Consider the following 26122-nt stretch of genomic DNA (forward strand, 5'->3'; position numbering starts at 1 on the left):
CTACGGCATCATTGGACAAAACAGCCCGGTTGTGGGATTTAACAGGCAAGTTGATACGAGAATTTAAAGGACATCAATATGCGGTATTGAGTGTCAGTTTTAGTCCTGACGGCAAATACATAGCTACGGCATCATTGGACAAAACAGCCCGGTTGTGGGATTTAACAGGCAAGTTGATACGAGAATTTAAAGGACATCAATATGCGGTATTGAGTGTCAGTTTTAGTCCTGACGGCAAATACATCGCTACGGCATCATCGGACAAAACAGCCCGGTTGTGGGATGTCACAGGCAAGTTGATACAAGAATTTAAAGGACATCAAGATGGGGTAAATAGTGTCAGTTTTAGTCCAGACGGCAAATACATCGCTACGGCATCAAACGACAAAACAGCCCGGTTGTGGCAAATCAGAAGTTTAGATGAGATGCTGGTGCAAGGCTGCGATTGGCTGCACGACTATTTGCAGAATAATGCTGATGAAAGCGAAAAACACGTTTGCGATGAGATTAGTGCTCAGAAAAAATGATTAGCCAATCAGTCGGTAGGTGCAAATATAGCAGAAGAAAGAAGGAAGAAGGAAGAAGGAATAAGGAAGAATTAGCAAGGATTTCAGCGATTAAGAATGTCCTAACCGTTTTGGTGGTTGCTATAAACCTTAGCGTGTAACAGAATGTAAAGCGATCGCAACTTTTGCGATTCCTGCGTTTCACCCGCAATGACAGATTTACCGCATAGAACCCAGAAACCGGGTTTTTTACGAAAATAGTTCGTTGCAGCCAGCAGATTCGGTAAAAAACCCGGTTTCTTTGGTCTGGCGTAAGTCCTGACTTAACAGAATTCTGCCAATTAAACCAGCCTATCTTCGGCAATTCCCCTATAGCAGCGGCCAAATGTGCTAACGTACAATCAAAAATCCCCAAATTTCAACTATCGCGAGACAGATAACCGTGTTCGCTCAAGCACCTCAAACTCCCAATTACAAATGGTTTAGCTGCATTTCTAGCACTGTTTTCACCGCATTGTGCCTGTTGCCCATTTTCAGCCCTGCGGGATACGCCCAAACTCCCCAAAATAGACCCATCAAAATCGGCGTGGTGCAGCGGTTTGGCACCAAAGCAACCGACAAACTGACGCTGAAAGCATTATCGGGCGACAGCTTAACTTTGCGTTACAAAACTCCTCAAGGCATAGAAACCAAAACTGCTGCTAGCGTCAAGTTAGAAATAGCCCCGAAACCTCTGGAAACGCCGGCAGTAGAAGAACGAGTGGTACTCAGTTCTCACCGCAGTTTTGAGAGTGCGGAAGACAGCGCCAATCAGTGGCGCGCCCAGGGAATAGAAGTAGAAATTGCTCAACCTTTGCGCTGGCAAGTTTGGGCAAAAAGAGATACTTACAACTCTCCTTTGGTGCGGCGCTGGCTGTTGCAAAGTTTGCAAGCTCAAGGCAACAAAACAGCTTTTTTGGATTCCAAAGTTTTTAAACAAATACCCCAGGCATTTTGGGTTTTAAACGGCTTTCGTTTCAACCGCAATGAGTTGGATGTGACGGCGGGGAAAAATGTTATTGAGGTATTGGAACAAACTACCCAAGAGGCGACAGCTACTGAACCCGAAAAAGCAATTCAACAAACTCGCCGTTACGGTGGCAGTTTGCGCCTGCAAAAAAATGCTTACGGCACTTATACTTTGGTGAATGAAGTGCTGACGGAAACTTATTTGCGGGGTGTTGTTCCTCACGAAATAGGGGCTTTTTCGCCTTACGCTGCGATTGTCGCTCAAACTATTTTGGCGAGAACCTACGCCCTGAGAAATTTGCGCCGGTTTGCTGTGGATAATTATGAGTTGTGCGCTGATGTTAACTGCCAAGTTTATCAAGGTTTGACCGAGGTTTACCCGCAAAGTGATAAGGCGATCGCCCAAACGAGCGGTTTGGTTCTAACTTACGAAAATCAGCTAGTAGACGCGCTCTATTCCGCGTCTAGCGGCGGCGTGACAGCCTCTTTTAACGATGTGTGGCAGGGCGCGGAACGTCCATATTTGCGATCGATCGTCGATTCCCCTAACAATGTCTGGGATTTGTCCAAGCAGAGTTTGTCCGACGAAACCAATTTTCGCCGCTTTATGACTCTGAAACAAGGGTTTAATGAGGAAAAAGAAGAAACGTTTCGGTGGCGCGAACCAGCTTCTTTGACAGCGATTGGTGGATTTCTCAGACAGTATCTTCAGAAGAAACAGCACCCGCTGGCTAATTTTAAAACTGTCACTCAGGTGGAAGTGGTGGAAAGGTCGCCCGCAGGTCGAGTTTTGCAAATGAAGGTTCAAACTGACTTGGGCCCGATTGATATCGACAAAGACGAGATTCGCAATGCTTTTTACCCGCCGATCAGCACGCTTTTTTACCTAGAACCAATTTACAATCCAGACAAAACTCTCAACGGTTATGCTTTTGTCGGAGGCGGTTTCGGGCACGGAGTGGGAATGAGTCAGACTGGTTCTTACAATTTGGCTAATTTGGGCTGGAACGGATCTCGAATCCTGGGCTTTTATTTTCCCGGCGCTCAAGTTGTGCCTCTGAGCGATGCAATTACATTTTGGCGCGAATAGTCGATGAGAGTCGGAGTCGGGAATTGAAATCGCTTTTGAGATCGTATCCGGTCGATCGACCGGACACGATCTCATATCATGGACGGTTGCATCGGAATAATATATTTGGATGATAGCAGTGCGAGCGTCTCCAAGAGCGATCTGTAGCCGTTCGCTATCGACGACGTGAGCGCGCTCATAATTCCGATGCTACCGGATACGATTTCAGTAGCAGACGGATGGCGGCTTTCTCGCTCTTGGACGCAAAAACCCGGTTTCTTAACGTAATCGCGCTGTTACAGCTTAATTATGAAAACCAGAAACCGGGTTATTTAGCGCATCGCGCCCAGAATCCTTTCTTAATAGAGCGATTCTTCTTGGTGAGTTTCGATCGTACAATCAGACTTAGGATAGGCGACGCAGGTCAGAACAAATCCGGCCTCGATTTGGTCGTCGTCCAAGAAAGATTGGTCGGATTGGTCAACTTCGCCTGTTGTGATTTTGCCGGCGCAGGTGGAGCAAGCTCCAGCGCGGCAAGAGTAGGGGAGGTCTAGTCCTGCTTCCTCAGCAGCATCAAGAATGTAAGTATCGTCATCAACGTCAATGGTCTGGTTAATTCCTTCGGCTTCGCTGATGAGGGTAACTTTGTAAGTTGCCATGCACTAATTCCTCTCAAAAATTCAACAAGATTGATAATTTTTCCTAATGCAACCTTCAAGGCTCTATTAGCTTTGAGGTTAGGTCTTAGGTTCGTTCCCTCTATGATAGTAGGGGAAAGAAGCAAGGTTGCAACACTCATTTACCAAAAATTTGAATGGGATTAGTTATAACTTTTTCTAATTTCATCTTGATTACTTATACCTATGTTGGGTTCAGCCGTGTGATACTGTTGCCGCAAGACTTGCGCTAAAAAACCCGGTTTCTCTTAAAAATCCTGTTTTGAGCCCTACAGCACAAAAACCGGGTTGTTGGTATGCGGTGTGTCGATCGAGTTTCAGCAAAACTTGCTGCAAGGCAAGTCCCTGCCGGCGGTGAAATGTATAGTTAGATCGCATCAAGACTTGGGTGTTGAAGGCTCGATCGAATAAATCGCACCACAACCACAGCTTAAAATCTGGGCGATGGAACCCTAAACCCCCGCACCGCAAGTCTGTAACTATCTAAAATGTCAAATCTAAAATTCTATGACTAATATTGATACTCGCTCTGGTTTTTCGGTTAATTCTCCAATTCGCGTGGGGATTGTGGGGACTGGTTTTGCGGCTAAGTTGAGGGCGGAGACTGTTCAAGCTGATGGGCGATCGAACTTGGTAGCAGTTGCGGGCCACACCCCGGATCAAACGGCAGCATTTTGTGAAACATTCGGGGCCGAGGCTGCGGTTTCTTGGCGCAAGCTGGTAGAAAGAGACGATTTAGATTTGGTAATCGTCTGTACGGTGAACCGGAATCACGGGGCGATCGTTTTGGCGGCGCTAGAAAATGACAAGCACGTTGTGGTGGAATATCCTCTATCTTTAGACGTATCTGAGGGCGAAAGGGCGATCGAACTTGCCGCCCAAAAGCAAAAACTCCTCCACATCGAACACATCGAACTCTTAGGGGGTTTACACCAAGCAATCAAAGCATCTTTACCCTTAATTGGCAAAGTTTTTTATACCCGCTACGTTACTATTACAGCTCAGCGTTCCGTACCTGAGCGCTGGACTTATCAACATTCGCTATTTGGGTTTCCCTTGATCGGTGCAATTTCTCGACTCCACAGATTTACCGATTTGTTTGGGGAAGTGACAAGCGTTAACTGTCAAACTCAATTTTGGGACACTGGACCAGATTTTTATAAAGCTTGTTTGTGCAATGCACAGTTGCGCTTTGCTAATGGGGTTGTTGCTGAAGCTGTTTATGGAAAAGGCGAAACTTTTTCGCAGTCGGAAAACGTTTTTACCATCTACGGAGAAGAAGGAACGCTGATTTTCACTCCCGAATCCGGTCAGTTAATTCAAGGAGAAAATAGGCGAGCGCTCGAAGTGGGAACGCGGCGCGGTTTGTTTGCCAAAGATACGGACATGGTGTTAGAATGTTTGTTAAACAATACGCCTTTGTACGTGAATAATACCAGTAGTTTGTACGCTTTGAAAGTTGCAGATGCTGCGAGGCGATCGAGCGAGAGTCGGAAAAATGTAGCCCTTAGTAATTAGTAAATAAGACTTACGCAATAAATCGTTTTTTCTGCTATAGATAGGGTAAGGTGGGCTGCGGTGCATAACAGTAAAATTGCCAGACTCTATCTATAGTAGTTCGTACTCTAACTTACATTACAGAGTTAGATCGTGGACGGTTGCATCGGAATAATATATTTGGATGATATAGCGCGCTCACGTCGTCCATAGCGAACGGCCTAGATCGCGAGCGTCTCGCTCGCACTACATAATTCCGATGCTACCGGATTTGATATTATGCGTGCGAGCAAAAATATTGAGAAGTAAAAGCATTGTCGAATGCAGGTTTTAGCTTGGACGACCATTTGGTCACTTCTGCTAAAAATCAGCCAATTTGTGCTAAACATTCAAAAGACATAAATAACGTTGCGCTGCTTTCATTCAGTTAAAAAAAAAGGAATTTATGCGCGGACACGACATTATCGTTATTGGAACTTCGGCAGGCGGACTCAAAGCATTAGGCGCGATCGTGGGCCGTCTGCCTGCTGACATAGATGCTGCCCTGTTTATTGTTCAGCACCTCGCAGCCGATAAGCCCAGCATTCTTCACCAAATTCTGGCAGATGTAGGCTCTCTCCCGGCATCTCACCCGTCCGACTCCGAGCCAATTCAAAAAGGGCGAATCTACGTCGCGCCGCCCGATTATCACCTGTTGGTCAATCAAGGCTCAATGCGCGTGGTGCGTGGGCCTCAAGAAAATAGATTTCGACCCGCGATCGATGCGTTATTTCGTTCAGCCGCTCGTGCTTATGGTTCAAGGGTGGTGGGCGTGGTACTGACTGGCTATCTGGATGATGGCACCGTGGGATTGCAGGCGGTCAAGAAACGGGGCGGAGTGGCGATCGTCCAAGACCCAAAAGAAGCAGAATACCCCAGCATGGCAACGAGTGCCTTGCGATATGTGAAGGTCGATCACTGTCTGCCGCTCGCAGAAATCCCAGACTTGCTAGTGCAGTTATCAAAGCAACCTGCTGCCGACGAGGAGGCATACCCCGTGACCGAAGAGATCGAAATTGAATCTAAGATTGCTGAACAGCAAATGAATACCCAGGAGTTTTTAAAGAATGTAGAAGCGATCGGGACTCGGACAACTTACACCTGCCCTGAATGCAACGGCAGCATCTGGCAAATTGGCAAATCAGAGCCGCTGCGGTTTCGCTGTCACATCGGGCACTCCTTTACGGCTGATGTATTTCTATCAGAGCAAACTCAGAATATTGAAAATGCTTTGTGGTCGGCTGTTCGGGCAATGGAGGAAAAGGTCACGTTCTCGCGTCAAATGTCTGAGCGGATGAAAAATTACAATTTACAAAGTGCGGCAGCAAAATACGAAGATCACGCCACAAGCCTGGATGCCGAAGTATCGCTGATTCGAGAGATCATTCTCAAGGGCTTTGCCACGAAACGAACCATTGCCGCCGAAACAGAGGAAGAGCTGCCAAAGTAACTCAACGTCGATCGAGTTTTCTTTCCACCGAGCAATACGCTTAAATTTAATTTAGTTGTGTTATGTTGATATATCGAGGTTGATTTTTTACTCGATTTATCCAAGTTTGAATTGCCGGAAATCTGGTTAAATCAAATCCGCCCTCGCCCGCAACGTGAGTGTAAGCAAATAAACCGATGTCAGCAATCGTATAGCGATCGCCCACAAAAAAGTCATTTTTTTCTAAATGCCGTTCCATCACCGCCAAAGCAGAATAACCCGGTGCTTGTTTTTGTTGGAGTGCTTCCTTGTATTCCTCAGCTTTTCCTGTCATGTACCAAAAGCGAGAAGTCGCAATAAAAGGTTCGTGGCTGTACTGTTCAAAAAACAACCACTGCATGACTAAAGCGCGTTCAAATTTATCAGTGGGGAAAAACTCAGTTTCTTCGCTCAAATAAAACATAATTGCATTTGATTCAAATATAAATTTATCCGGTTCTATTTCTAAAACCGGAATCCGCCCGTTAGGATTTTTGACTAAAAATTCAGGAGTTCGGCTTTCTCCTTTGAGAATATTAATTTTCCGCCGCTCGAAGGGAAGATTGAGCTGAGTTAAGAGCAAGCGGATTTTGTAGCAATTACCAGAGGGAGAATATTCGTAAAGTTTAAACATATTTTTTTTTACCGCAGAGAACGCAGAGAACGCAGAGTAGAGAAAGAGAGAAGTTTATAGATTAGTCTTTGTAGGGTGCGTCGCTACCAGATTTTCAATGGAAATTGCCGATTTTTCGGGCGACGCACCTTACTATAGCAGAGCGGTTTTATGAATGAAGTAAAGAAGTTCACAGATTATTGTAGCATTGGCTAGTAAAGTCAGCTTTGCTACATTCAGAAGTAATATGGTTGAGGTGCAGCCCAGATCGCCCTAAATTCGTCCATATTGGAGACTCAATGAAATTAGACTGGAAAGATTCTCACTTAAATTCGGAAACTATCGGCTTAATTTACGGTTTTTTCGGCGTAGTTGGATTCAGCTTGACATTACCGGCAACCCGAGCCGCTGTAATCGATTTAGACCCGCTTTTTGTAGGTTTGGGACGCGGATTAGTAGCAGCTATACTCGCAGGATTTACTCTGTGGTTCACGCATCAACCCATTCCCTCAAAACAGCAATTTCGGAGTTTATCAGTTGTCGGATTGGGAGTGGTTTTGGGATTTCCGGTACTGTCGGCTTGGGCTATGCAGCAAGTACCTGCCGCCCACGGTGCTGTGGTGTTAGGATTGTTGCCTTTAGCAACAGCAATAGCGGGAGTTTGGCGAGCTGGCGATCGCCCTGACTTCACTTTTTGGATTGCTAGCATTGTCGGTAGCGCAACTGTTGTTGTTTTTGGAATTATTAGCGGTGCTGGACAGCTTCAGAGCGCAGATTTAGCGCTACTGGGTTCGGTAATTGCTGCTGCTTTTGGCTATGCTGAAGGTGGGCGATTAGCTAAGGTTTTAGGTGGGTGGCAAGTTATTAGTTGGGCATTGGTGATGGTCGCTCCTTTTGAGGTTTTACCGACAATTTTTGTAGTTTTAAAACAAGGGTTGATAGCTTCGCCGATCGCCTGGTTGGGTTTTGCTTATGTGAGTATCTTTAGTCAATTTATCGCATTTTTTGCCTGGTATCACGGGATGGCGCTTGGCGGAGTTGCACGGGTAGGTCAAATTCAGTTGTTGCAACCATTTTTGACGCTCTTGGCTTCGGCTATTTTGCTTGGTGAAACTCTGGAGCCGATCGCCCTAATCACCGCCTGTTTAGTTGTAGCGAGCGTAGCTGTGGGTAAAAAAGCATCAATTAAGCGGGCAGAGGATTTGTGAGAGAATATAGTATATCTAATGACAGATGTAAAGCGTGGACTATTTCTATTAAATACAACCAACTAACTAAATTTTTAGGAAAATAGTAATGTTAGATATTGATGAAATGGGGCAAAAAGAAATACACGAACTCCTACATAAAGTAGGATACGGTCATCTTGGCTGCATACACGAAGGCAAGCCCTACGTGATACCAATGAATTATTATCTCGAAGAAGAGGAGATTTACCTGTTTACAACGATCGGCATGAAGACTCACGATCTTGATGCAAATCCAGAAATTTGTTTGCAGGTTGAAGAAATACGCGAGCCGCTTCATTGGCGCAGCGCGATCGTCAATGGTCGAGCTTCGCGCCTCACTGAACAGGAAGATATCGATCGGGTAATGCACCTCGTCAAAGAGCGCAATCCCATGCTGTCACCTGCGATCAATCGAACCTGGATTGATGCTGAGGGACGTGCAGAGGTAATTGCAATTTACCGCATTCACGAAAGTGAAATGAGCGGACGCACGACAGATGGAGTCAGCAGTCGGTAAAAACCGATAGGAACACGCTCAGAATCAAGCATTACGGGTTTAATGAACTGCCAGGGGGTTCGGGCAATGGTCGCTGCTAATCCTCTGCCCACCATTGATAGTTGGTAAAAGTATGGAACAAGCCGAATTCACCCCTTCATATCTAACAAACTTAGAGGAGTGCACTGAAGAATCTGTCTATGCTCCAGGCTATATTCAACCGCATGGAGTGCTGTTGACGCTGCAAGAGCCACACCTCAAAATTTTGCAGGTGAGTGAGAATGTGGAGCAATTTTTTGGCATTCCCGCAGCAGCTTTGTTGGGGCAATCCTTACATCGATTATTTTCTCGCACTCAGGTAAAACTAATTGCTGACTTTCTGCTGCAAGACAACCTGGAAGGTTGCAACCCGTTTGAGTTAAAAGCACGGGTAAAAGACCCTCACCCGCAACGTCTCTCCCGGGGGAAGAGGGCGAGGGTGAGGGGACAAACCTTTAGAAGTACGCTCCATCGAACAACGGAGGCGCTGATCCTGGAACTGGAACCTCAGCCTCCCACCGACAAAACTCACTCAATCCAGTTTTACTTTCGCCTGCAAGCTGCAATCCTGACGCTTCGCAGTGCGATCGACCTTTCCGATCTAGCTCAAACACTGGCCAGAGAAGTGAAGGCGATCGCAGGATTCGATCGCGTCATGGTTTACCGTTTTGAAGCCGACGATCATGGAGTGGTGATCGCAGAAGAGAAAGAGAGCCATCTGGAAAGCTATTTGGGACTGCATTATCCAGCGACCGACATTCCTGTCCCTGCCCGCAAGTTGTTTCTTCGCAACTGGGTGCGCCAAATTCCCAATATTAATTACACTCCTGCCCCTCTCATTTCGATCGACAATGCCTCAAACGAGCCACCACTCGATCTGAGTGACTCTGTATTGCGAGGAGTTTCTCCCTATCACGTCGAATACTTACAAAATATGGGGGTTGCCGGGTCACTCACCATCTCATTGATTGACGATAAACGCCTGTGGGGGCTAATTGCCTGTCACCATTACAGCCCTAAACTGGTAAGTTATGAAACGCGCAAAACCTGCGAATTCTTAGGACAGTTTGCCTCGATCGAACTGGTACATCAGCAAGAACGAGAATTGAGCCGTTATCGCGCCCAAGTCAAAGCGATTCAGGACAACCTTCACCAGGCATTCCTGCGCGATCCTAATTTTCTTCACCAGGTTTTGACCCGAAATGCGATTCAATTGCTAGATATCGTTCATGCAGAGGGAGTGGCAATTGTTCTGGATCGGCCAATTGCATTAATCGGGCAAACGCCTTCACTAAAAGATGTCCAGGCTCTTTTAACCTGGCTGCCACAGCTAAATCAACCGGACATCTATCATACAGACTGCCTCGCTCGATCCTACCCACCCGCAAGAGAGTTCAAGAACACTGCAAGTGGCATTTTAACGATCGCCATTGTGTTGCACCAAAAGTCTTACCACCTCCTGTTGTTTAGACCCGAACAAATCCAGACCGTAAACTGGGCCGGCGATCCGCGCACGGCTGTATGGGTTGACCCAGATGGAGAGCAACGCCTGACCCCGCGTAAATCTTTTGAACTCTGGAAAGAAACAGTGCGAGAAACATCGCTCCCCTGGAAAGCGCCAGAGATACAAGCGGCACAGATGATGCGGAATACATTGATGCTGGCAGTGTTGGAGTTTTCCCAGGCAGCGTTAGAACAAGCCGCCGAACGAGCCGCGATCGCCAACCGTGCCAAAAGCCAGTTCCTTGCTAAGATGAGCCACGAATTGAGAACGCCACTCAACGCCATCTTGGGGTTTACCCAGGTGATAAACCGCAGCCCCAATACTCCTACTGAATTTCGAGAGCATTTAGGCATCATTAGCCGCAGTGGAGAACATCTGCTGGCACTGATCGATGATGTGTTAGAGATGTCCAGAATTGAGGCAGGGCAACAGGTACTCAAAGAAAGCTCCTTTAACCTCCACCGCTTGCTGCGATCGCTGCAAGAAATGTTTGCCCTCAAAGCCTCGCAGAACGGGCTCACGCTCTCCTTTGAGAAAGATCGGAGCGTTCCTCGTTATGTTTGGAGTGATGAAGTAAAATTGCGGCAAATTCTGCTCAACCTGATCGGTAATGCGATCAAATTTACGACCCAGGGTAGTGTCACTGTGCGGGTTAGAGCGGAGGCAACCAGAACCGCGAAACAAGGCGGTACTTGCGATCCCAACACCTCACCCCCCAGTCATGCTCTCACCCTCTCACTTGAAGTGAAAGACACCGGATGCGGGATCGATCGCCATGATTGGGAAGCGGTTTTTGAAGCATTTATGCAAACCGAGCAAGGTCGTCATGCCCAAGGCACCGGGTTGGGATTGTCCATCAGCCGACAGTTTGCCCGGTTAATGGGGGGTGATATTACCGTTCAAAGCTCGGTAAACCAGGGATCGACCTTTACCTGCAAGGTGCTTGTGCAGCAGCCAGAAGCGATCGCTCTGGTAGAACCGGAAACGACTCATCTGGTAGTAGGTTTGGAGCCAGGACAGCCGATTTACCGCATTCTGGTGGTTGAAGATTTACTCGAAAATCAGCAACTGCTGAGGATTTTATTGGAGCCGATCGGGTTTGAGGTTCATATCGTAGAGAACGGAGTGGAAGCGATCGCCCAATGGGCACAATGGCAACCGCACCTGATCTTCATGGACATTCAGATGCCTGTCATGGATGGTTACGAAGCAACCAGGCAGATTCGCTTAGAAGAGCAGAAGCAGGTGGATGGGGGAGATAGAGGCGATCGTTTTTTATCTTCTCCAGCGTCCCCACTTCCTACCAAAATCATCGCCCTCACTGCCCATGCTTTTGAAGAGGATCGCACGGCTAGTTTGCAGGCTGGCTGCGATGATTACATGGCTAAACCATTTACCGAAGCTGCACTGTTCGAGGTCATCGCTCGTCATTTGGGTGTGCAATACTGCTACGCAGATCGAGCTTCATCAGAGCCAGCCACTTCCGAACGAAAACCCCTGATGACACAATATCTGCACATCATGCCACTAGAATGGATCGCTCAAGTTCATGAGGCAGCTCTTGATTTGGATGACGCGAAGATCCGACAACTGATGGCTCAAATTCCCCAACAGGAGCAGACGCTCATCGAAGGGATGACTTTTTTGGTCGATAATTTCCAACTGGAAGCGATCGCGACCCTAACTCAGCTTTAGGGAGAAAAACATAGGCAACAGAGGACACTGCAATGCCGTTTCCCTACCCAAAACAATCAATCGCCCCCCTTTCGAGATGTCACCATCGCCCGATTAACTTTAGGGAAAGCACTGCCGTGTCCTAGCTGTGGGTAATATTAATTCCTATGCCACCGGATTTGATATGACTCTACTTCAACCTGCTAATACGATCGATATCCTGCTCGTGGACGATACTCCCGATAACTTGCGGCTATTAGTCCAAATACTGGAATCTCAAGGCTATCTCGTTCGTAAAGCGCTCAACGGCAGAATGGCACTTCAGGGAGCTCATCGTCAGCCACCAAATCTAATTTTGCTTGATATCACAATGCCAGAAATGGATGGGTATGAAGTCTGCCAGCAGTTAAGAGCATCTGAAGTAACTGCGAACATTCCGATTATTTTTATCAGTGCCCTCGATCGCACTGATAATAAGGTTCGGGCATTTGAGATGGGCGGACAGGACTACATCACTAAACCCTTCCAGGAATGGGAAGTGCTGATGCGAGTCAAAAATCAACTACTGATCCAACAGCAACAGCAACAACTGATTCAGCAAAATCAACGCCTGCAGCAAGAAATTGTAGAACGGCTAAAAGCTGAAGCAGAGGTACGACACCTATCACTGACTGATGAGTTAACGGGGCTGCATAACCGACGGGGCTTCTTTTTATTGGCCCAACAGCAACTAAAAATTGCCCGACGCACTCAATCCCCTTGTTATCTTCTCTTTGCTGACTTAGATGGCTTGAAACAGGTTAACGATACTTTAGGACACGAAAAGGGAGATGGAGTCATCGCTGACGCAGCCGAGATCCTGAAGCAAACCTTCCGGGATGCGGATATTATTGCCCGCCTCGGCGGTGATGAATTTGCAATTTTTATTCCTGCTTGCTCAGACAATACCAACGACTTTCGTATTCGCCTGCAAACGAGTATCGATCGCTTTAATCAAGAGAGCGATCGTCCCTATCAGTTAGCAATGAGTGTGGGTGTGCTGTTTTGTGCTTTAACAGATGATGCTTCACTAGGACACTTACTGGCAGAAGCAGACAAGTTGATGTACGAGCATAAGCGCATGAAGGGGAGGTGAGCCGACATGACTTTCCTTTTCAATTTCTAGGATTAGCTTTTCTTTTCTGCGTCCGATCGATCTTGCGAGAACCTCATATTTTCTTCACATTTTCAGCCTATTATTGAAAATAATAACTCAGCATTATCAAATTATCAAAGAGTTATTTTAGTTTTTCACCAGTACAACAGTAGATGAGGTCACTAACAACAAAGACTTTTGTGGCTGGCTGGCAATTTAATAATACTATCGACAATTCCATAAACTCAACCTACTCGAGGAATCATCATGAATACGACACTTGACAACTTCACCAAACAACTCCATGACAATTTAGAAGCGATTGAAGACCGAGTAAAATTGCTGAAGGAAAGCGTTCATTCTGCAACGAAAAATACTGAAGCTGAGCTGCTATCGAAACTCGACGAAATGAAGACAAATTTAGAAGCTAAGAAACAACAATTTGATGAGTATCGGGCAAAGATCCAAACTCAATTTGAGGAAAAAGAATCTGAGGTGAAGTCGAACGTCGAGGAATGGAAAGCCAGTCGCGAAGTCAAGAAACTCGAACATCGAGCGGATAAAGCTGAGGACTATGCCAATACAGCGATCTTATTCGCAATGGCGACGATGGAAGAAGCCGAAGAAGCAACCTTGAAAGCGATTTGTACCAGACTAGATGCAACAACTGCTGCGGGAACTACGCAGAAGTAAGCCATCGCGAGGAGGACACGGCAATGCCGTTTCCCTACGCCGATTAATTGCAGAGACACGGCAATGCCGTGTCCTGACTGTCTTTTCAAATGCGCCAGCAGATTTTACCTAATTTAGGATAGATGCTTGTGAGCGGAATAAGTGGCATTATTCCGCTACTGTTGTTGGGCATAAAATCCCCTTGAAACCTTCAAAAGGTAGAGATTATATTGGGCAATTTTGGTAGATATTCATTCAAAAGGTAGAGATTGTATTGGGCAATTTTTGTTAAAGTTCAGTTGACGGCAAAAGAACCAAAGCTGAGATTAAATCGAAGCTCGACGAGGTGAACTCGAACGTCAAAGAATAGAAAAAAAATCAAAAATCAAAAAGTTTGTCCATCCTGCGGACAAACAATAATTGAAACTCATGATTACCGTCCACCACTTGAATAATTCTCGTTCCCAGCGCATATTGTGGTTGCTAGAGGAACTGGAACTGGAGTATGACATCAAGTATTACGAGCGTGACCCCGAAACGCTATTAGCGCCAGCATCCCTGCGTCAGGTACATCCACTCGGTAAATCGCCAGTTATAACGGACGGGGCGCTAACTTTGGCGGAGTCTGGAGCCATCATTGAGTATCTGGTTGAGAAATATGGTACAGGAAGGTTTGCCCCTCCACCCGATACACCGGATCGGTTGCGATATACTTACTGGCTCCATTATGCTGAAGGTTCAGCTATGCCGCCGCTGCTATTGAAGTTGATCTTCGATCGCATAGAGGAGCAGCCCATGCCGTTTTTTGTAAAACCGATCGCGCGAACGATCGTCAGCGGTACCAAAACTTCCTTCATCGAACCTCAAATCAAGCAGCATCTTGATTACCTGGAAGCAGAGCTTGGAAAAAGCTTGTGGTTTGTGGGAAATGAATTCACCGCAGCCGATATTCAGCTCAGCTTTCCGATCGAGGTAGCAGTTGCGCGAGGAGGTTTAAATGCCAGCCGACCAAAGCTGATAAACTTCCTCGATCGCATCCACACCCGCCCAGCTTATCAACGAGCATCAGAACGAGGAGGCGCGTACAAAGTTGCGAGTTAACTTGACAGGGTGGGCATCGCCAACCCTACAGTCATCTTCCGTTTAATTCCACTTTTGTACTTAGTAACTATTTCATGGCTCGGCTTCTTTTTACTAGCTTTTCACACACAATCATCATGGTGAATAAAATGGAAATTACCAACAAGATTGAAATCAACAAATCTGTGCCCCGCGAGCGATGGGGTGAATTTTTCGATCAGTTTACCGATGGCAATCGGGGACGGCATATTTCAATCGAAATCATCGATTCAGAAGCCGGTGATGCAGAACTAATTAAGAACGCACCTCTTCATGCGATGGTTTACGATCGCCCTGGAAAAGGAGATGATTTGGTGATTGAAGTGGGTAAAGATGCGGTGACTTACGCTCACACGATCGATTCACCAACAGAAGTTTTAACGGGACAGAACTCAAACGGTGTGATTGTGGCGGTTCGGATTAGTGACGCTGCTGGGACACAAACATTGATCCAGCTACAAGCTAGTTGAGCTGGTGGAATAATCCTGAGTTCAACTTAAACAGCACCCAATGTTTCACGCTCCATACTCAATAACCGGCAGGATTCCAGATGTCTGAGATTCAAAACAAAGTGGTAATTATCACCGGAGCCAGCAGTGGATTGGGTGAGGCGACTGCGAAGCGACTTGCTGCTAGTGGAGCCAAACTGATGTTAGCTGCTCGCCGCGAAGATCGGCTCAAAGAACTGGTTGCTGCGATCGCCCGATCGGGAGGAACTGCAACCTACCAAGTGACGGATGTCACCGATCGCGCGCAGGTGGAAGCCTTGGCGAAGGAAACTTTGAGTACCTACGGCCGAATCGACGTGCTAATCAATAATGCCGGCTTGATGCCGCTCTCTCCCCTCGACCAAATCAAGGTGGAAGAGTGGGATCAAATGATTGATGTCAACATCAAGGGCGTTCTCTATGGGATTGCTGCCGTGTTGCCGACTATGCGCCAGCAAAAGTCCGGTCACGTGATTAACCTATCATCTGTCGCCGGACATAAAGTGTTTCCCGGATCGGCGGTTTATTGTGCTACTAAGTTCGCAGTGCGAGCGATCTCGGAAGGGCTGCGGCTAGAGTCAAACGGCGAAATCCGATCGACTAATATCTCACCAGGAGCCGTTGCTACTGAGTTGACCACCACGATTAGCGATGAAGATACAGCAGCGAACATGAATGCACTTTATGAAATAGCCATTGATGCAGATGCCATTGCCCGCGCGATCGCCTATGCGATCGAGCAGCCCGGTGATGTTGATGTCAATGAAATGATCGTCCGTCCGACAAGGCAAGAACTTTAGAGTCACAGAACATTATGAAAGAGCGAAAACTGGGGAATCAAGGATTAGTAGTCTCAGAGTTAGGACTCGGCTGCATGGGGATGTCCGAATTCTACGGGATAGCCGATGAGTCAGAATCGATCGCCACCATTCATCGCGCCTTAGAGCTAGGCGTGACTTTCCTCGATACCGCTGATATGTATGGTGTCGGTCACAATGAGGAATTGGTCGGCAAAGCGATTAAAGACTGTCGCGATCGAGTCATCATCGCCACGAAGTTTGGCAACGTGCGCGGTAGCGACGGCAGCTTTAAGGGCGTCAATGGCAAACCCGAATATGTCCGCTCTTGCTGTGATGCCAGTCTCAAGCGTCTGGGCGTAGATACGATCGACCTTTACTATCAGCACCGAGTCGATCCAAACACTCCGATCGAAGAAACCGTAGGTGCAATGGCGCAGCTCGTCCAAGCCGGAAAAGTTCGCTACCTCGGTCTTTCCGAAGCCGCGAGCGCCACGATCCGCCGCGCCCAAGCAGTACATCCTATTTCGGCACTCCAGACTGAATATTCGCTGTGGAGCCGGGAGCCAGAATCCGAGATTTTGCCCACCTGCCGAGAGCTAGGGATTGGGTTTGTGCCTTATAGCCCTCTGGGGCGCGGGTTTCTCACAGGCAAAATCAAGAGCCTCGACACGTTATCTGAGGGAGACTATCGCGCACAACGATATCCTCGCTTTCAAGACGATAATCTCCAGCAAAATCTGGAGCTAGTCGAGCAGATTGAGCAGATGGCCGCGGCTAAGGGCATCAAAGCCGGACAGTTGGCGCTGGCGTGGGTCTTAGCCCAGGGCGAAGACATTGTGCCAATTCCAGGCACCAAACGCCGCACCTATTTAGAAGAAAACATTGCCGCGGCTGCTGTAACGCTGACTCAAGCAGAACTAGACCAGCTCGGGAAAGCGCTGCCATTAGGAATTGCGGCGGGCGATCGCTACCCCGATATGAGCAGCGTCAATCGTTAGGAATTGACCAACTCGCCAAATGGATTGGGAGGGTCGGCACGGGGGTCATTGGTGTCCACAATCGCCTGAAATTCCCGATCGATCTCGCTTTTAGCCCAGTCTCGATCCCTCAAAATCCCCCTTAAGAAGGGGGACTTTGAGCGCTTCCGGTTCCCCCCTTCTTAAGGGGGGTTATGGGGGATCTCCGGGTCAATAAAACACGCCCTACCGCAGCAATCTCAATCTTTTTCGTTTCCTTTTTTATTAAGAAAACCAGAGAAATTGAACTCGAATAAATGCAATTTTTGGCATCCATGCCTTTAGTAAAGGTTAAAAACAACAGATCAAACTTAAGTCGATCTAGTTCTGAAACTCTCACCAATCAGGAGCAAATTATGACAGATATCATGAGCCGCGAAATTCAGCTAGTCTCCCGACCCAAGGGGATGCCCACCGCAGATAACTTTGCGATCGCCCAAACCGAAATCAAGCCGCTGCAAGACGGACAATTGCTCGTTCGCAATCTCTACCTTTCGGTAGATCCGTATATGCGCGGTCGCATGAACGAGGGGAAATCCTATGTTCCGCCCTTTGAGTTAGGTAAAGCTCTAGAAGGCGGCGCAGTCGGCGAGGTCATCGAGTCCCGCGCCCAGGAATTCAAGTCGGGTGATGTTGTCACTTCCCAGTATGGCTGGCGTGAATACTTCATAGCTGCACCAAAAGATTTGCATCAGGTCAGCCGCGATATTCAACCCCCCTCGGTTTACCTCGGTGCCCTCGGTATGACGGGTATGACTGCTTGGGTTGGATTGAATTTGGTAGAGGTCAAAGCCGGCGATGTTATTTTTGTTTCGGGAGCCGCAGGTGCGGTGGGAAATGTCGCCGGACAACTGGCTTCATTGCGCGGATGCCATGTCATCGGCTCAGCCGGTTCAATGGAAAAAATCAAATTTCTGCGCGAAGAATGCGGATTTGATGTCGCCTTCGATTACAAGGCCGGCCCTATTCTCGAACAACTAAACCAAGCAGCACCGGACGGAATTGATGTCTATTTCGATAACGTCGGAGGCGAAACCCTGGAAGCGGCGCTTTCGGCATTGCGCGTGCATGGCCGGATTATCGCTTGTGGCAGCATCTCCGGTTATAACGATGAAAAACCGCAGCCGGGCCCTTCCAATCTATTTAATATGATTGGCAAACGGTTGACGATGAAAGGGCTAATCGTTAGAGATTGGCTCGATCGCCAGAGTGAATTTGAACGGGAAGTGGGCGGCTATTTCCAAGCTGGCAAACTGAAGAACCAGGAAACAGTGGTGACAGGAATCGATCGAGCGGTGGATGCGTTCATCGGTCTTTTTGAAGGCAAAAATGTCGGTAAAATGGTGGTAAAATTGGACTAGGTAGCCGCTAATTGAGTGGGTACTTGCTTCATTAATTTGAGCAAGTTGAAACCCTAGATCGCTTATACATTATTTGGTTTAAGAAAGTATGGATCTCCAACTATCAGATCGGATTGCATTGGTCAGCGGTTCAACTGCCGGAATTGGACTCGCGATCGCCACGACACTTGCCCAGGAAGGAGCAACTGTCATTGTCAATGGCAGAACGGAAGAGCGGGTAAACCATGCCATCAAAAGCATTCAGCAAAGCGTCCCCAATGCCAAACTTCAGGGAATTGCTGCCGATTTGGGAACGCAAGCTGGAGCTGAATTGTTGTTTCAACAAGTGCCAGAAGTTAACATTTTGGTCAACAACTTGGGAATTTATGGCGCTAAAGCATTTGAAGATATCTCCGATGAAGAGTGGATAAACTTTATCGAAGTAAACGTTATGAGCGGTGTCAGGCTCTCCCGTCATTACTTACCTTTGATGTTCAAAAAAGATTGGGGAAGAATTATTTTCATCTCTAGTGAATCGGGCTTGAATATTCCCGCCGAAATGATTCACTATGGCGTTACCAAGACTGCACAAATAGCCGTGAGTCGTGGTTTAGCTGAAACAACGGCAGGCAGTCGTGTCACAGTAAATACAGTATTGCCAGGGCCAACCCGTTCCGAAGGAGTGGAAACTTTCATCGAGGGACTTGCCAAAGAGCAAAATATTTCACCCGAACAAGTTGAGAAAGAATTTTTTACCAAGACTCGTCCATCTTCCTTGATTCAGCGATTTGCTTCAACGTCAGAAGTTGCGGCGTTAGTTGCATTTGTTGCTAGTCCTGTAGCTTCTGCAATTAATGGTGCCGCCTTGCGAGTCGAAGGTGGAGTGGTGCGATCGATTATTTAATAATAGGACTGACGCAAGTGGTACATATAAATAAGCTTTTCTGCATTTAAACGATGCTATCCCAGCGACCTCTCCGGCTTGCAATGCAAAGGTTTCACGATTTCGCAATAGCTAATTTAGATGCAGAACAGCTTAGTAGGGTGCCCCGGAACTGAAAACCCTCGATATTGTTGTACAACTTCGTCTGACGCACCCTACAAGTCAAATCGGGCTAAGTCGAGGAGTTTCTTCGGGGGACTTGAGGTCATAGCCAGTGAGCTAATCTGTATAACATCCCGATTAGGGGTATTGTACAGAAGATTTACGTCTAATATTGCTGTGGGAAAAATTATTCGGAACAATTCTTAAAAAAATCCTTATTTGGGATGTTATATAGAAACTTTCTGTATAATTCTTCATAGTTAAGCTGTTCTGCGTTTAAATTGTCAGTGAAAAAACAATCAAACTCTTGTGGGGTGGGCGTCCCGCCCGCCTCTACTATGCAATTTAAATGTGCGACAGCTTAGACATCCTTCTAATTTTAAATATCGATGTAAAACGTCAGATTTAACAAGTATTGAAAAACTCAAGCTAGAGAAATTACTCGAAATGGAAAGCGATTATGTGCTTGATTTTTCAATACTCATATTGCTGTTCATGATTCACTTATCTCTATCCAATTATAGATTTAACTTTAATCAAAACTGTTCCAATCGATAGAGGGAATTTAGAAATTTTAATCCTACTATAAAAAATATCTAAAAATTAATAAGAATGAGCCAAGCGATGTGAGAAAAACTGCTATATCCATTCTAAGCTCATGTGGTGGCTAATCAATCTTTTTTATTTGGAAGGGTCTAATTATGGCTCGGATTCGTTATCAAGAAATAGTTGTGTAAGCCCTTGAACTCAATTCATACCTTTTATTACATCTACAGGAGAAACTCATGGAAAATACAGAAAGTACATTGTTCGATCGCACATTCCGGGACAGCGAAGGCAAAATTGTTATAGCTCAGACCCCAAATCTACCACTGATTGTCGGGATTGTAGCTAGTTTGTTAAAGCTGATTGTTCCAACAGGGGAAATTAATTTAGCGTTGGATATAGTAGCCTTTGGTTCTTTGTTTACTTGGGCTTGGGAAGAATTATTTCAAGGCGTTAATTACTTTCGGAGAGCATTAGGTCTGATTGCGCTTGTTGGTCTAATTGCGTGGAAACTTCAATAAGTAGGTAAACATCAATAAATCCGATCGACCAGGACCTTACCTGAAAAATTTACGCAAACTCTTCTTTTGTTATGGGCACGACCAGTCAAGTTTCAGATGTACAGATTACTTCGCGCTGAGGCGATGAGCTGGACTCCATAGCATTCTCTCCTTTTTCTTGAATACCGCAATTGTCGCGATGAGTATTAATATCATTGCGGTTTTAATTCAGTAATTACCGCAGATTTCACCTTTATAAAGTACCCCCCAGAAGCCGAGTTTCTTGCTGAAACCCGGCTTCTTTCTACCTCGCTTACCTCAAAAGTGCTGTATAATTATCTCTCTACAGCGACTCATGCATAAAATCAGAATCGATGTCCAACCAAGCGTCTGACCGTCTTAAACAAAATGCGGAAAAAATTATGCGGATCTGGGAGAAGCGGGCGCGCGATCAAGTCAGTGCATCAACGCATCAAGATTCTCTTGTCTTGCAAGATTCCCTACCTCTGTACTTAAACCAACTGGTAGATGAACTCTCAAACAGAATTGTCAGGACCTCTGCCCGAATCACAGCCGACGAGGTAGAAAGCACCCGGATTGGCAAGCTGCACGGGCATGAACGGGCGGGGTATGCTGACTACTCCATGACTCACCTAATTTTCGAGTATCACCTCCTCCGTCAAGTAATATTTCAAGTTTTAGAAGAAGAAGCACCTTTAGCAGTGCAGGATCGAGACATTATTATCGGCTCCATTGAGCAAGCCGTTAATGACGCGGCCACTCAATTCTCCGAAACGCTGCGAGATATTCAAGAATTATTTATGGTGACGCTAACTCACGATCTCAGAGGGCCGCTTAATGTTGTAAAAATGGGAACTCAACTAACTCTGCGGCGGCTTGAACGAGGAGACACCCATATAGATGTGGCGACGAGGATGATCGGTGCGGTCAATCGGCTAGATTCGATGATTCAAAATCTGCTTGATGCGAGTCGGCTGCGGGCAGGGCAGAGCTTAAAGATTGAATTTGAAGAATGCAATTTAGAGGTGCTAGTTCAGGAAGTAGCGGAGGATTTGAGCTTCGCGTATGGAGAGCGGTTCGTTGTGGTTTCTGATGCTGATATCAGGACTTATTGCAGCCGTAAAGAAATGCGGCGGGTGATTGAAAACTTAGCAATTAACGCTGTGAAATATGGTGCGCCTAGTACGCCGATTACACTCACACTCCAGCAAACAGAAACGCAGATCAGCCTTACTATCCATAATGAAGGCGATCCGATCGCCCTAGATGCTCAATCCATCCTATTTCAACAATTTCGTCGAACCATTGCGGCCGAGGAGCAAACCGGCTGGGGATTAGGATTATTTTTAGCAAAAAATATTACTGAAGCCCATAAAGGCACACTTGCGGTTGAAAGTGCAGAGGGCAAGGGGACAAGTTTTATGATCCATTTACCAAAGGTTCTTCTTTAGTTCGGGGAATTCAAACTAAAAATAAGGGATAAAATAATGAATTCACAGTCCACGTTTTGGAGCTTGTCCGCGGATCTGGTGCTTCAGCAGACGCGCTCTACAGCCGCAGGATTAAGCCGTGCTGATGCGAAACAACGCCTGAGCGAGTACGGTGCAAACAGCCTCAAACAAACACACAAATCGAGCGCATTGGTGCTGTTGCTCAATCAGTTCAAGAGTCCGATTATCGTGATTCTGATTTTGGCGGCGGTGCTCTCGATTTTTCTGAAAGATGCGCTAGATGCCATCATCATTTTGACGATCGTCCTAATCAGTGGGCTATTAGGATTTTGGCAAGAGCGAGGAGCATCGAACGCTGTCGAAAAACTATTAGCCTTAGTGCAAGTTAAAGCAACTGTGTTGAGGGATAATCAATCTCAAGAAATCCCTAATGAGGAAGTAGTTCCCGGCGATATTGTGGTGCTTTGTGCAGGTAAAAATATTCCCGGTGACTGTCTAGTTTTAGAGTCGAAAGATTTATCGGTGAATGAAGCAGCACTTACAGGAGAAACCTATCCGGTTGACAAGCTAAGTGGCGTATTGCCGGCTGAAACTGGACTAAATCAACGCACCAATTCCCTCTATATGGGAACCAATGTGATTAGTGGAACGGGGAAAGCAGTAGTTGTTCATACTGGAAAAGAAACTGAATTCGGTAAAGTATCGGAACGCCTGAAACTGAGGCCTCCCGAAACAGAATTTGAACATGGGCTGAGCAAATTCGGCTACTTTTTGATGGAAGTAACGCTCGTTTTAGTCGCTCTAATTTTTGCCGCCAACGTCTACCTGCATCGCCCTGTGCTCGAATCCTTTATGTTTTCTCTGGCGCTGGCGGTTGGTTTGACCCCTCAACTGCTACCTGCGATCGTCAGTGTTAACCTGGCTCGCGGTGCTCAGACAATGGCGAAAAAGCGGGTGATCGTGAAGCGCTTACCGGCGATCGAGAATTTTGGCAGTATGAATGTGTTTTGCACCGATAAGACGGGTACGCTGACGGAAGGAGAGGTTAAAATTCACTCTGCGGTTGATGTCGAGGGGAAAGAGAGCGATCGGGTTTTACTTTACGCTTATTTGAATGCCGCATCTGAGTCTGGTTATGTGAATCCGATCGACAAAGCAATTCGCGAATACAAAACATTCGACATTTCTGGTTATCAAAAGCTAGATGAAGTGCCCTATGACTTTAACCGCAAACGTCTCAGCATCTTGTTCAAAAAAGACAGCACGCATCTGATTGTTACTAAAGGCGCACTGAAAAATATTCTGGATGTTTGCTCAACCGTTGAAACTGCTGAGGGGACAACGATCGACATTGCAGATCAGCGACAAAAACTCCACCAACAAGCGGAAGATTTGGGCAGTAAAGGATTTAGAGCCTTGGGTGTGGCTTATCGGGATTGCGATCGAGATTCCTTCACCAAAGATGATGAAACAAACATGACATTTATGGGCTACCTGGCGCTCTTCGATCCGCCAAAACCTGGCATCGCTGACACCCTCAAAGAGTTGCAACAGCTAGGAGTCACCCCGAAGATGATTACTGGAGATAGCAAGGCGGTTGCTATGAGTATTATTCAGCAGGTAGGACTGCCTGAACCAAAGGCTTTGACTGGATCTGAACTAGAAAAACTCAGTGATGAAGCCTTGATGCACCGAGTACAAGAAACAAATGTTTTTGCCGAGGTAGAACCAAACCAAAAAGAGCGGATTATCATTGCTCTCAAAAAAGCGGGGAATGTAGTTGGATATCTGGGAGATGGCATTAATGATGCTTCTGCGCTTCATGCTGCTGATGTTGGTATTTCGGTAGAAAGTGCTGTGGATGTGGCGAAGGAAGCTGCTGACATTGTGTTGATGGAAAAGGATTTGAATGTCCTGATCGAAGGCGTAAAGGAAGGACGGATTACCTTTGCCAACACTTTAAAGTATGTATTTATGGCAACTAGCGCCAATTTTGGCAATATGTTTAGTATGGCGGGAATTTCTCTGTTTCTACCCTTTTTGCCACTGTTACCCAGTCAGATTTTGCTGACGAATTTGTTGACTGATTTCCCAGAATTGACGATCGCGACCGATCGCGTAGACAAGGAGTTAGTCAACAAACCGCGTCGGATGGATATCAAGTTTATCCGCAACTTCATGATTGTGTTTGGTTTGCTGAGTTCCATATTTGATTACCTGACGTTTGGGGCGCTGCTATTCCTGCTGCACGCTCAACCACAACAGTTTAGAACAGGCTGGTTTTTGGAGTCTGTCATCTCGGCTTCGATGGTTGTGCTGGTCGTTCGTACCCGCAAATCAATTTTCGACAGTAAACCTGGAAAATACTTGTTGATGGCGACGCTGGCGACCGTAGGAGTGACAATCGTCATTCCCTGGACACCTTTAGGAACGCTGCTCGGATTTCAATCGTTGCCGTTGAGTTTTGTGCTGGTGCTGGGGGCGATCGTGCTGTTGTACGTTACGGCGGCGGAGAATGTGAAACGAGTGTTTTATCAGAAAGTGAAATTTTAATTGGCGTTGTTTGCAACAAATTAGCATACTAAGTACAGAAGAACCGATCTATGGAATTTATTTGACAAAATGTCGAATTTAGATATACAATCTTGTTGTCAAATTCTTGGGATAATTCAAATAATATGAACTGGGACAATAGCTCAATTGTTATTTATTCCAATTTTCCATTTCATGTAGAAGATTGGTCTCCTCTATCTGTGAATAAAGGTATTGGTGGCAGCGAAGAAGCGATAATATACTTAAGTCAAGAATTAGTCAAGTTAGGCTACCAGGTTACTGTTTTTAATCGATGCGGTGATCTGGAAGGGGAATATAATGGAGTAGTTTATCAGTCTGTTGATAAATTCAATCCCCAAGATAACTTTAATTTCTTAATCTTTCATCGCGCTTGGAAACAACCAATGCTAATGAAAGTTAAAGCCAGAAAAATTGCTGTGTGGATGCACGACAACCCGCAATTATTTCCTCCACTATAAGAGTCTCAGCGTTTAAAATTTCTGGCAAGTTTTGACAAACTTTTTATGTTGTCAAATTTTCATAAATCTCTGCTGCCAGACTGGATTCCTGAAGACAAGATTTTTTTAACCACCAATGGGATTAATCTCGAAGATTTCAATTCAACAGGAATTGCTAGAAATCCCAAGAGACTAATTTCGATTAGTGATTATACAAGAGGTATTGAAAATTTACTGACTCAATGGGATCGGGTTCTCAAAGAAGTGCCCGATGTTGAATTACATATTTTTTATGGGTGGCAAGGAATTGATGCTTTAATTAATTCACCTTATCTTGATAGGTTTCCACAATTACCAGATAAAAAGCAACAACTTTTACAGCTTTTCGCTCAGAAAAATGTCTATGAACATGGCAGAATTGGACACCAGGAGTTAGTTGAAGAATTATTCAAATCGGGAATCTGGGTTTACCCCTGTCATACTGCTACGGAAATTTTCTGTATTAGTGCTTGGAAAGCACAAGCCGCTGGTTGTGTTCCTGTGGTGACAACTTATGCGGGTTTAGATGAAACTGTGAAATCAGGTATCAGAATTAAGGGGCCTGCGGGCAATGAGGAAACTAATAATGCTTTTATTGCAGCAGTAATAGATTTGCTAAAAAATCCTGAGAAACAAGAATCTTTAAGAAATGAAGCATTAGCTCTTAAAGATTCATTTGGCTGGGATCGAGTCGCTCAACAATGGCATCAGGAGTTTATATCGGCTTAAATCAAATAGAAAATCATGAATCCACAGTCCCTATTTTGGAGCTTGTCAAGGACTCAGGTGATTCAGCAGACGCACCCAACCGCAGGATTAAGTCGTCAAGATGGTAAACAAGTCCTGCTTATTTACCATCTTTTTGACGAGATGGATTGAAACCAGCAACTTCTGCCAGCGTATAAAGCGGGCGGCCCACCCCCTCATAAATCCGCCCCACATACTGGCCCAAAATCCCAATACTCACCAACTGCACCGCACCCAAAAAGAAAATTGCCACGATTTAAAGCCGGGAATTTTAGTCGCTGCTGAGATAAACCAAGGTAAGGATTCAGGTCAAAAAAACTTCAGTGGCGGCATCTGGTAAAATAAACGAATGAAAAAGCCCGCAGCCACCAGA

23 protein-coding genes are annotated in these 26122 nt (G+C 46.1%); 20 read left to right on the top strand and 3 right to left on the bottom strand.

Annotation, left to right across the window (positions count from 1 at the left end):
- Together QUA02_RS28665 and QUA02_RS28670 are read left to right on the top strand one after the other, a co-directional pair.
- On the top strand, window positions 1-527 hold a 527-nt coding region (locus tag QUA02_RS28665; RefSeq protein ID WP_333032910.1), incomplete at its 5' end, for a WD40 repeat domain-containing protein.
- A gap of 421 nt (window positions 528-948) precedes the next feature.
- Window positions 949-2604, top strand: a complete 1656-nt coding sequence (locus QUA02_RS28670) for a SpoIID/LytB domain-containing protein (protein ID WP_333032912.1) — start codon at window positions 949-951, stop codon at window positions 2602-2604.
- Window positions 2605-2942: 338 nt separating this feature from the next.
- Here the strand turns inward: QUA02_RS28670 and QUA02_RS28675 are convergent, their stop codons facing one another.
- The gene (locus QUA02_RS28675) at window positions 2943-3242 is read right to left on the bottom strand and encodes a ferredoxin (RefSeq protein ID WP_333032913.1); all 300 of its coding nucleotides are present in this window, start codon (window positions 3240-3242) and stop codon (window positions 2943-2945) included.
- 525 nt (window positions 3243-3767) lie between these two features.
- Between QUA02_RS28675 and QUA02_RS28680 the strand changes: the two genes are divergently transcribed.
- Together QUA02_RS28680 and QUA02_RS28685 are read left to right on the top strand one after the other, a co-directional pair.
- Window positions 3768-4778: a Gfo/Idh/MocA family protein gene (locus QUA02_RS28680; protein WP_333032914.1), complete on the top strand. Its 1011-nt coding sequence runs from the start codon at window positions 3768-3770 to the stop codon at window positions 4776-4778.
- Between the two features lie 424 nt (window positions 4779-5202).
- Complete coding sequence (locus QUA02_RS28685) at window positions 5203-6246, top strand: chemotaxis protein CheB (protein ID WP_333032916.1); 1044 nt, start codon at window positions 5203-5205, stop codon at window positions 6244-6246.
- A gap of 46 nt (window positions 6247-6292) precedes the next feature.
- On the opposite strand, the gene QUA02_RS28690 is transcribed toward QUA02_RS28685, so the two are convergent.
- Window positions 6293-6898 carry a glutathione S-transferase family protein gene (locus QUA02_RS28690; protein WP_333032917.1) on the bottom strand — a complete coding sequence of 202 codons (606 nt, stop codon included), beginning with the start codon at window positions 6896-6898 and terminating at the stop codon, window positions 6293-6295.
- Window positions 6899-7176: 278 nt separating this feature from the next.
- Here QUA02_RS28690 and QUA02_RS28695 point away from each other — a divergent pair, with 278 nt between their 5' ends.
- From QUA02_RS28695 to QUA02_RS28770, 16 genes are all read left to right on the top strand, one after another.
- On the top strand, window positions 7177-8085 hold the full coding sequence (locus QUA02_RS28695) for a DMT family transporter (protein ID WP_333032918.1): 909 nt from the start codon (window positions 7177-7179) through the stop codon (window positions 8083-8085).
- A gap of 88 nt (window positions 8086-8173) precedes the next feature.
- Window positions 8174-8623: a pyridoxamine 5'-phosphate oxidase family protein gene (locus QUA02_RS28700; RefSeq protein ID WP_333032920.1), complete on the top strand. Its 450-nt coding sequence runs from the start codon at window positions 8174-8176 to the stop codon at window positions 8621-8623.
- 112 nt (window positions 8624-8735) lie between these two features.
- Window positions 8736-11840 (top strand): ATP-binding protein, encoded by a 3105-nt coding sequence (locus tag QUA02_RS28705; protein WP_333032921.1) that lies wholly within the window; start codon window positions 8736-8738, stop codon window positions 11838-11840.
- 163 nt (window positions 11841-12003) lie between these two features.
- Window positions 12004-12954 carry a GGDEF domain-containing response regulator gene (locus QUA02_RS28710; RefSeq protein ID WP_333032922.1) on the top strand — a complete coding sequence of 317 codons (951 nt, stop codon included), beginning with the start codon at window positions 12004-12006 and terminating at the stop codon, window positions 12952-12954.
- Between the two features lie 267 nt (window positions 12955-13221).
- The gene (locus QUA02_RS28715; protein ID WP_333032923.1) at window positions 13222-13647 is read left to right on the top strand and encodes a hypothetical protein; all 426 of its coding nucleotides are present in this window, start codon (window positions 13222-13224) and stop codon (window positions 13645-13647) included.
- A 408-nt stretch (window positions 13648-14055) separates the two neighbouring features.
- Complete coding sequence (locus tag QUA02_RS28720; RefSeq protein ID WP_333032924.1) at window positions 14056-14727, top strand: glutathione S-transferase; 672 nt, start codon at window positions 14056-14058, stop codon at window positions 14725-14727.
- Between the two features lie 128 nt (window positions 14728-14855).
- Complete coding sequence (locus tag QUA02_RS28725) at window positions 14856-15215, top strand: DUF5335 family protein (RefSeq protein ID WP_333032925.1); 360 nt, start codon at window positions 14856-14858, stop codon at window positions 15213-15215.
- Window positions 15216-15295: 80 nt separating this feature from the next.
- The gene (locus QUA02_RS28730; protein ID WP_333032927.1) at window positions 15296-16033 is read left to right on the top strand and encodes an SDR family oxidoreductase; all 738 of its coding nucleotides are present in this window, start codon (window positions 15296-15298) and stop codon (window positions 16031-16033) included.
- A 14-nt stretch (window positions 16034-16047) separates the two neighbouring features.
- Window positions 16048-17031: an aldo/keto reductase gene (locus QUA02_RS28735; protein ID WP_333032929.1), complete on the top strand. Its 984-nt coding sequence runs from the start codon at window positions 16048-16050 to the stop codon at window positions 17029-17031.
- Window positions 17032-17405: 374 nt separating this feature from the next.
- Window positions 17406-18410 carry an NADP-dependent oxidoreductase gene (locus tag QUA02_RS28740; RefSeq protein WP_333032931.1) on the top strand — a complete coding sequence of 335 codons (1005 nt, stop codon included), beginning with the start codon at window positions 17406-17408 and terminating at the stop codon, window positions 18408-18410.
- An 88-nt stretch (window positions 18411-18498) separates the two neighbouring features.
- On the top strand, window positions 18499-19293 hold the full coding sequence (locus QUA02_RS28745; RefSeq protein WP_333032933.1) for an SDR family NAD(P)-dependent oxidoreductase: 795 nt from the start codon (window positions 18499-18501) through the stop codon (window positions 19291-19293).
- Window positions 19294-20219: 926 nt separating this feature from the next.
- Window positions 20220-20501, top strand: coding sequence for a hypothetical protein (locus tag QUA02_RS28750; protein ID WP_333032934.1), 282 nt, complete (start codon window positions 20220-20222; stop codon window positions 20499-20501).
- A 401-nt stretch (window positions 20502-20902) separates the two neighbouring features.
- Complete coding sequence (locus QUA02_RS28755) at window positions 20903-21952, top strand: sensor histidine kinase (RefSeq protein WP_333032935.1); 1050 nt, start codon at window positions 20903-20905, stop codon at window positions 21950-21952.
- A 36-nt stretch (window positions 21953-21988) separates the two neighbouring features.
- Entirely contained in the window at window positions 21989-24505 is a 2517-nt protein-coding gene (gene mgtA / locus QUA02_RS28760) for a magnesium-translocating P-type ATPase (protein ID WP_333032936.1), read from the top strand.
- A 125-nt stretch (window positions 24506-24630) separates the two neighbouring features.
- Complete coding sequence (locus tag QUA02_RS28765) at window positions 24631-24984, top strand: hypothetical protein (RefSeq protein ID WP_333032938.1); 354 nt, start codon at window positions 24631-24633, stop codon at window positions 24982-24984.
- A gap of 45 nt (window positions 24985-25029) precedes the next feature.
- Entirely contained in the window at window positions 25030-25731 is a 702-nt protein-coding gene (locus tag QUA02_RS28770; RefSeq protein ID WP_333032939.1) for a glycosyltransferase, read from the top strand.
- A 118-nt stretch (window positions 25732-25849) separates the two neighbouring features.
- Here QUA02_RS28770 and QUA02_RS28775 read toward each other — a convergent pair whose 3' ends face one another.
- Window positions 25850-26002: a hypothetical protein gene (locus QUA02_RS28775; RefSeq protein WP_333032940.1), complete on the bottom strand. Its 153-nt coding sequence runs from the start codon at window positions 26000-26002 to the stop codon at window positions 25850-25852.
- Between the last annotated feature and the right edge of the window lie 120 nt (window positions 26003-26122).

The organism is Microcoleus pseudofavosus SVA1_A4 (assembly GCF_036700565.1).
Lineage (GTDB): Bacteria > Cyanobacteriota > Cyanobacteriia > Cyanobacteriales > Microcoleaceae > Microcoleus.

What these genes read in the sequence shown, in the direction of transcription:
- QUA02_RS28715 (WP_333032923.1), top strand. Translation starts at nt 13,222, where the DNA reads ATGAATACGACACTTGACAACTTCACCAAACAACTCCATGACAATTTA.
- QUA02_RS28770 (WP_333032939.1), top strand. Translation starts at nt 25,030, where the DNA reads ATGTTGTCAAATTTTCATAAATCTCTGCTGCCAGACTGGATTCCTGAA.
- QUA02_RS28680 (WP_333032914.1), top strand. Translation starts at nt 3,768, where the DNA reads ATGACTAATATTGATACTCGCTCTGGTTTTTCGGTTAATTCTCCAATT.
- QUA02_RS28725 (WP_333032925.1), top strand. Translation starts at nt 14,856, where the DNA reads ATGGAAATTACCAACAAGATTGAAATCAACAAATCTGTGCCCCGCGAG.
- QUA02_RS28695 (WP_333032918.1), top strand. Translation starts at nt 7,177, where the DNA reads ATGAAATTAGACTGGAAAGATTCTCACTTAAATTCGGAAACTATCGGC.
- QUA02_RS28755 (WP_333032935.1), top strand. Translation starts at nt 20,903, where the DNA reads ATGCGGATCTGGGAGAAGCGGGCGCGCGATCAAGTCAGTGCATCAACG.
- QUA02_RS28735 (WP_333032929.1), top strand. Translation starts at nt 16,048, where the DNA reads ATGAAAGAGCGAAAACTGGGGAATCAAGGATTAGTAGTCTCAGAGTTA.
- QUA02_RS28740 (WP_333032931.1), top strand. Translation starts at nt 17,406, where the DNA reads ATGACAGATATCATGAGCCGCGAAATTCAGCTAGTCTCCCGACCCAAG.
- QUA02_RS28690 (WP_333032917.1), bottom strand. Translation starts at nt 6,898, where the DNA reads ATGTTTAAACTTTACGAATATTCTCCCTCTGGTAATTGCTACAAAATC.
- QUA02_RS28745 (WP_333032933.1), top strand. Translation starts at nt 18,499, where the DNA reads ATGGATCTCCAACTATCAGATCGGATTGCATTGGTCAGCGGTTCAACT.
- QUA02_RS28710 (WP_333032922.1), top strand. Translation starts at nt 12,004, where the DNA reads ATGACTCTACTTCAACCTGCTAATACGATCGATATCCTGCTCGTGGAC.
- mgtA (WP_333032936.1), top strand. Translation starts at nt 21,989, where the DNA reads ATGAATTCACAGTCCACGTTTTGGAGCTTGTCCGCGGATCTGGTGCTT.
- QUA02_RS28765 (WP_333032938.1), top strand. Translation starts at nt 24,631, where the DNA reads ATGAACTGGGACAATAGCTCAATTGTTATTTATTCCAATTTTCCATTT.
- QUA02_RS28730 (WP_333032927.1), top strand. Translation starts at nt 15,296, where the DNA reads ATGTCTGAGATTCAAAACAAAGTGGTAATTATCACCGGAGCCAGCAGT.
- QUA02_RS28705 (WP_333032921.1), top strand. Translation starts at nt 8,736, where the DNA reads ATGGAACAAGCCGAATTCACCCCTTCATATCTAACAAACTTAGAGGAG.
- QUA02_RS28685 (WP_333032916.1), top strand. Translation starts at nt 5,203, where the DNA reads ATGCGCGGACACGACATTATCGTTATTGGAACTTCGGCAGGCGGACTC.
- QUA02_RS28675 (WP_333032913.1), bottom strand. Translation starts at nt 3,242, where the DNA reads ATGGCAACTTACAAAGTTACCCTCATCAGCGAAGCCGAAGGAATTAAC.
- QUA02_RS28700 (WP_333032920.1), top strand. Translation starts at nt 8,174, where the DNA reads ATGTTAGATATTGATGAAATGGGGCAAAAAGAAATACACGAACTCCTA.
- QUA02_RS28720 (WP_333032924.1), top strand. Translation starts at nt 14,056, where the DNA reads ATGATTACCGTCCACCACTTGAATAATTCTCGTTCCCAGCGCATATTG.
- QUA02_RS28750 (WP_333032934.1), top strand. Translation starts at nt 20,220, where the DNA reads ATGGAAAATACAGAAAGTACATTGTTCGATCGCACATTCCGGGACAGC.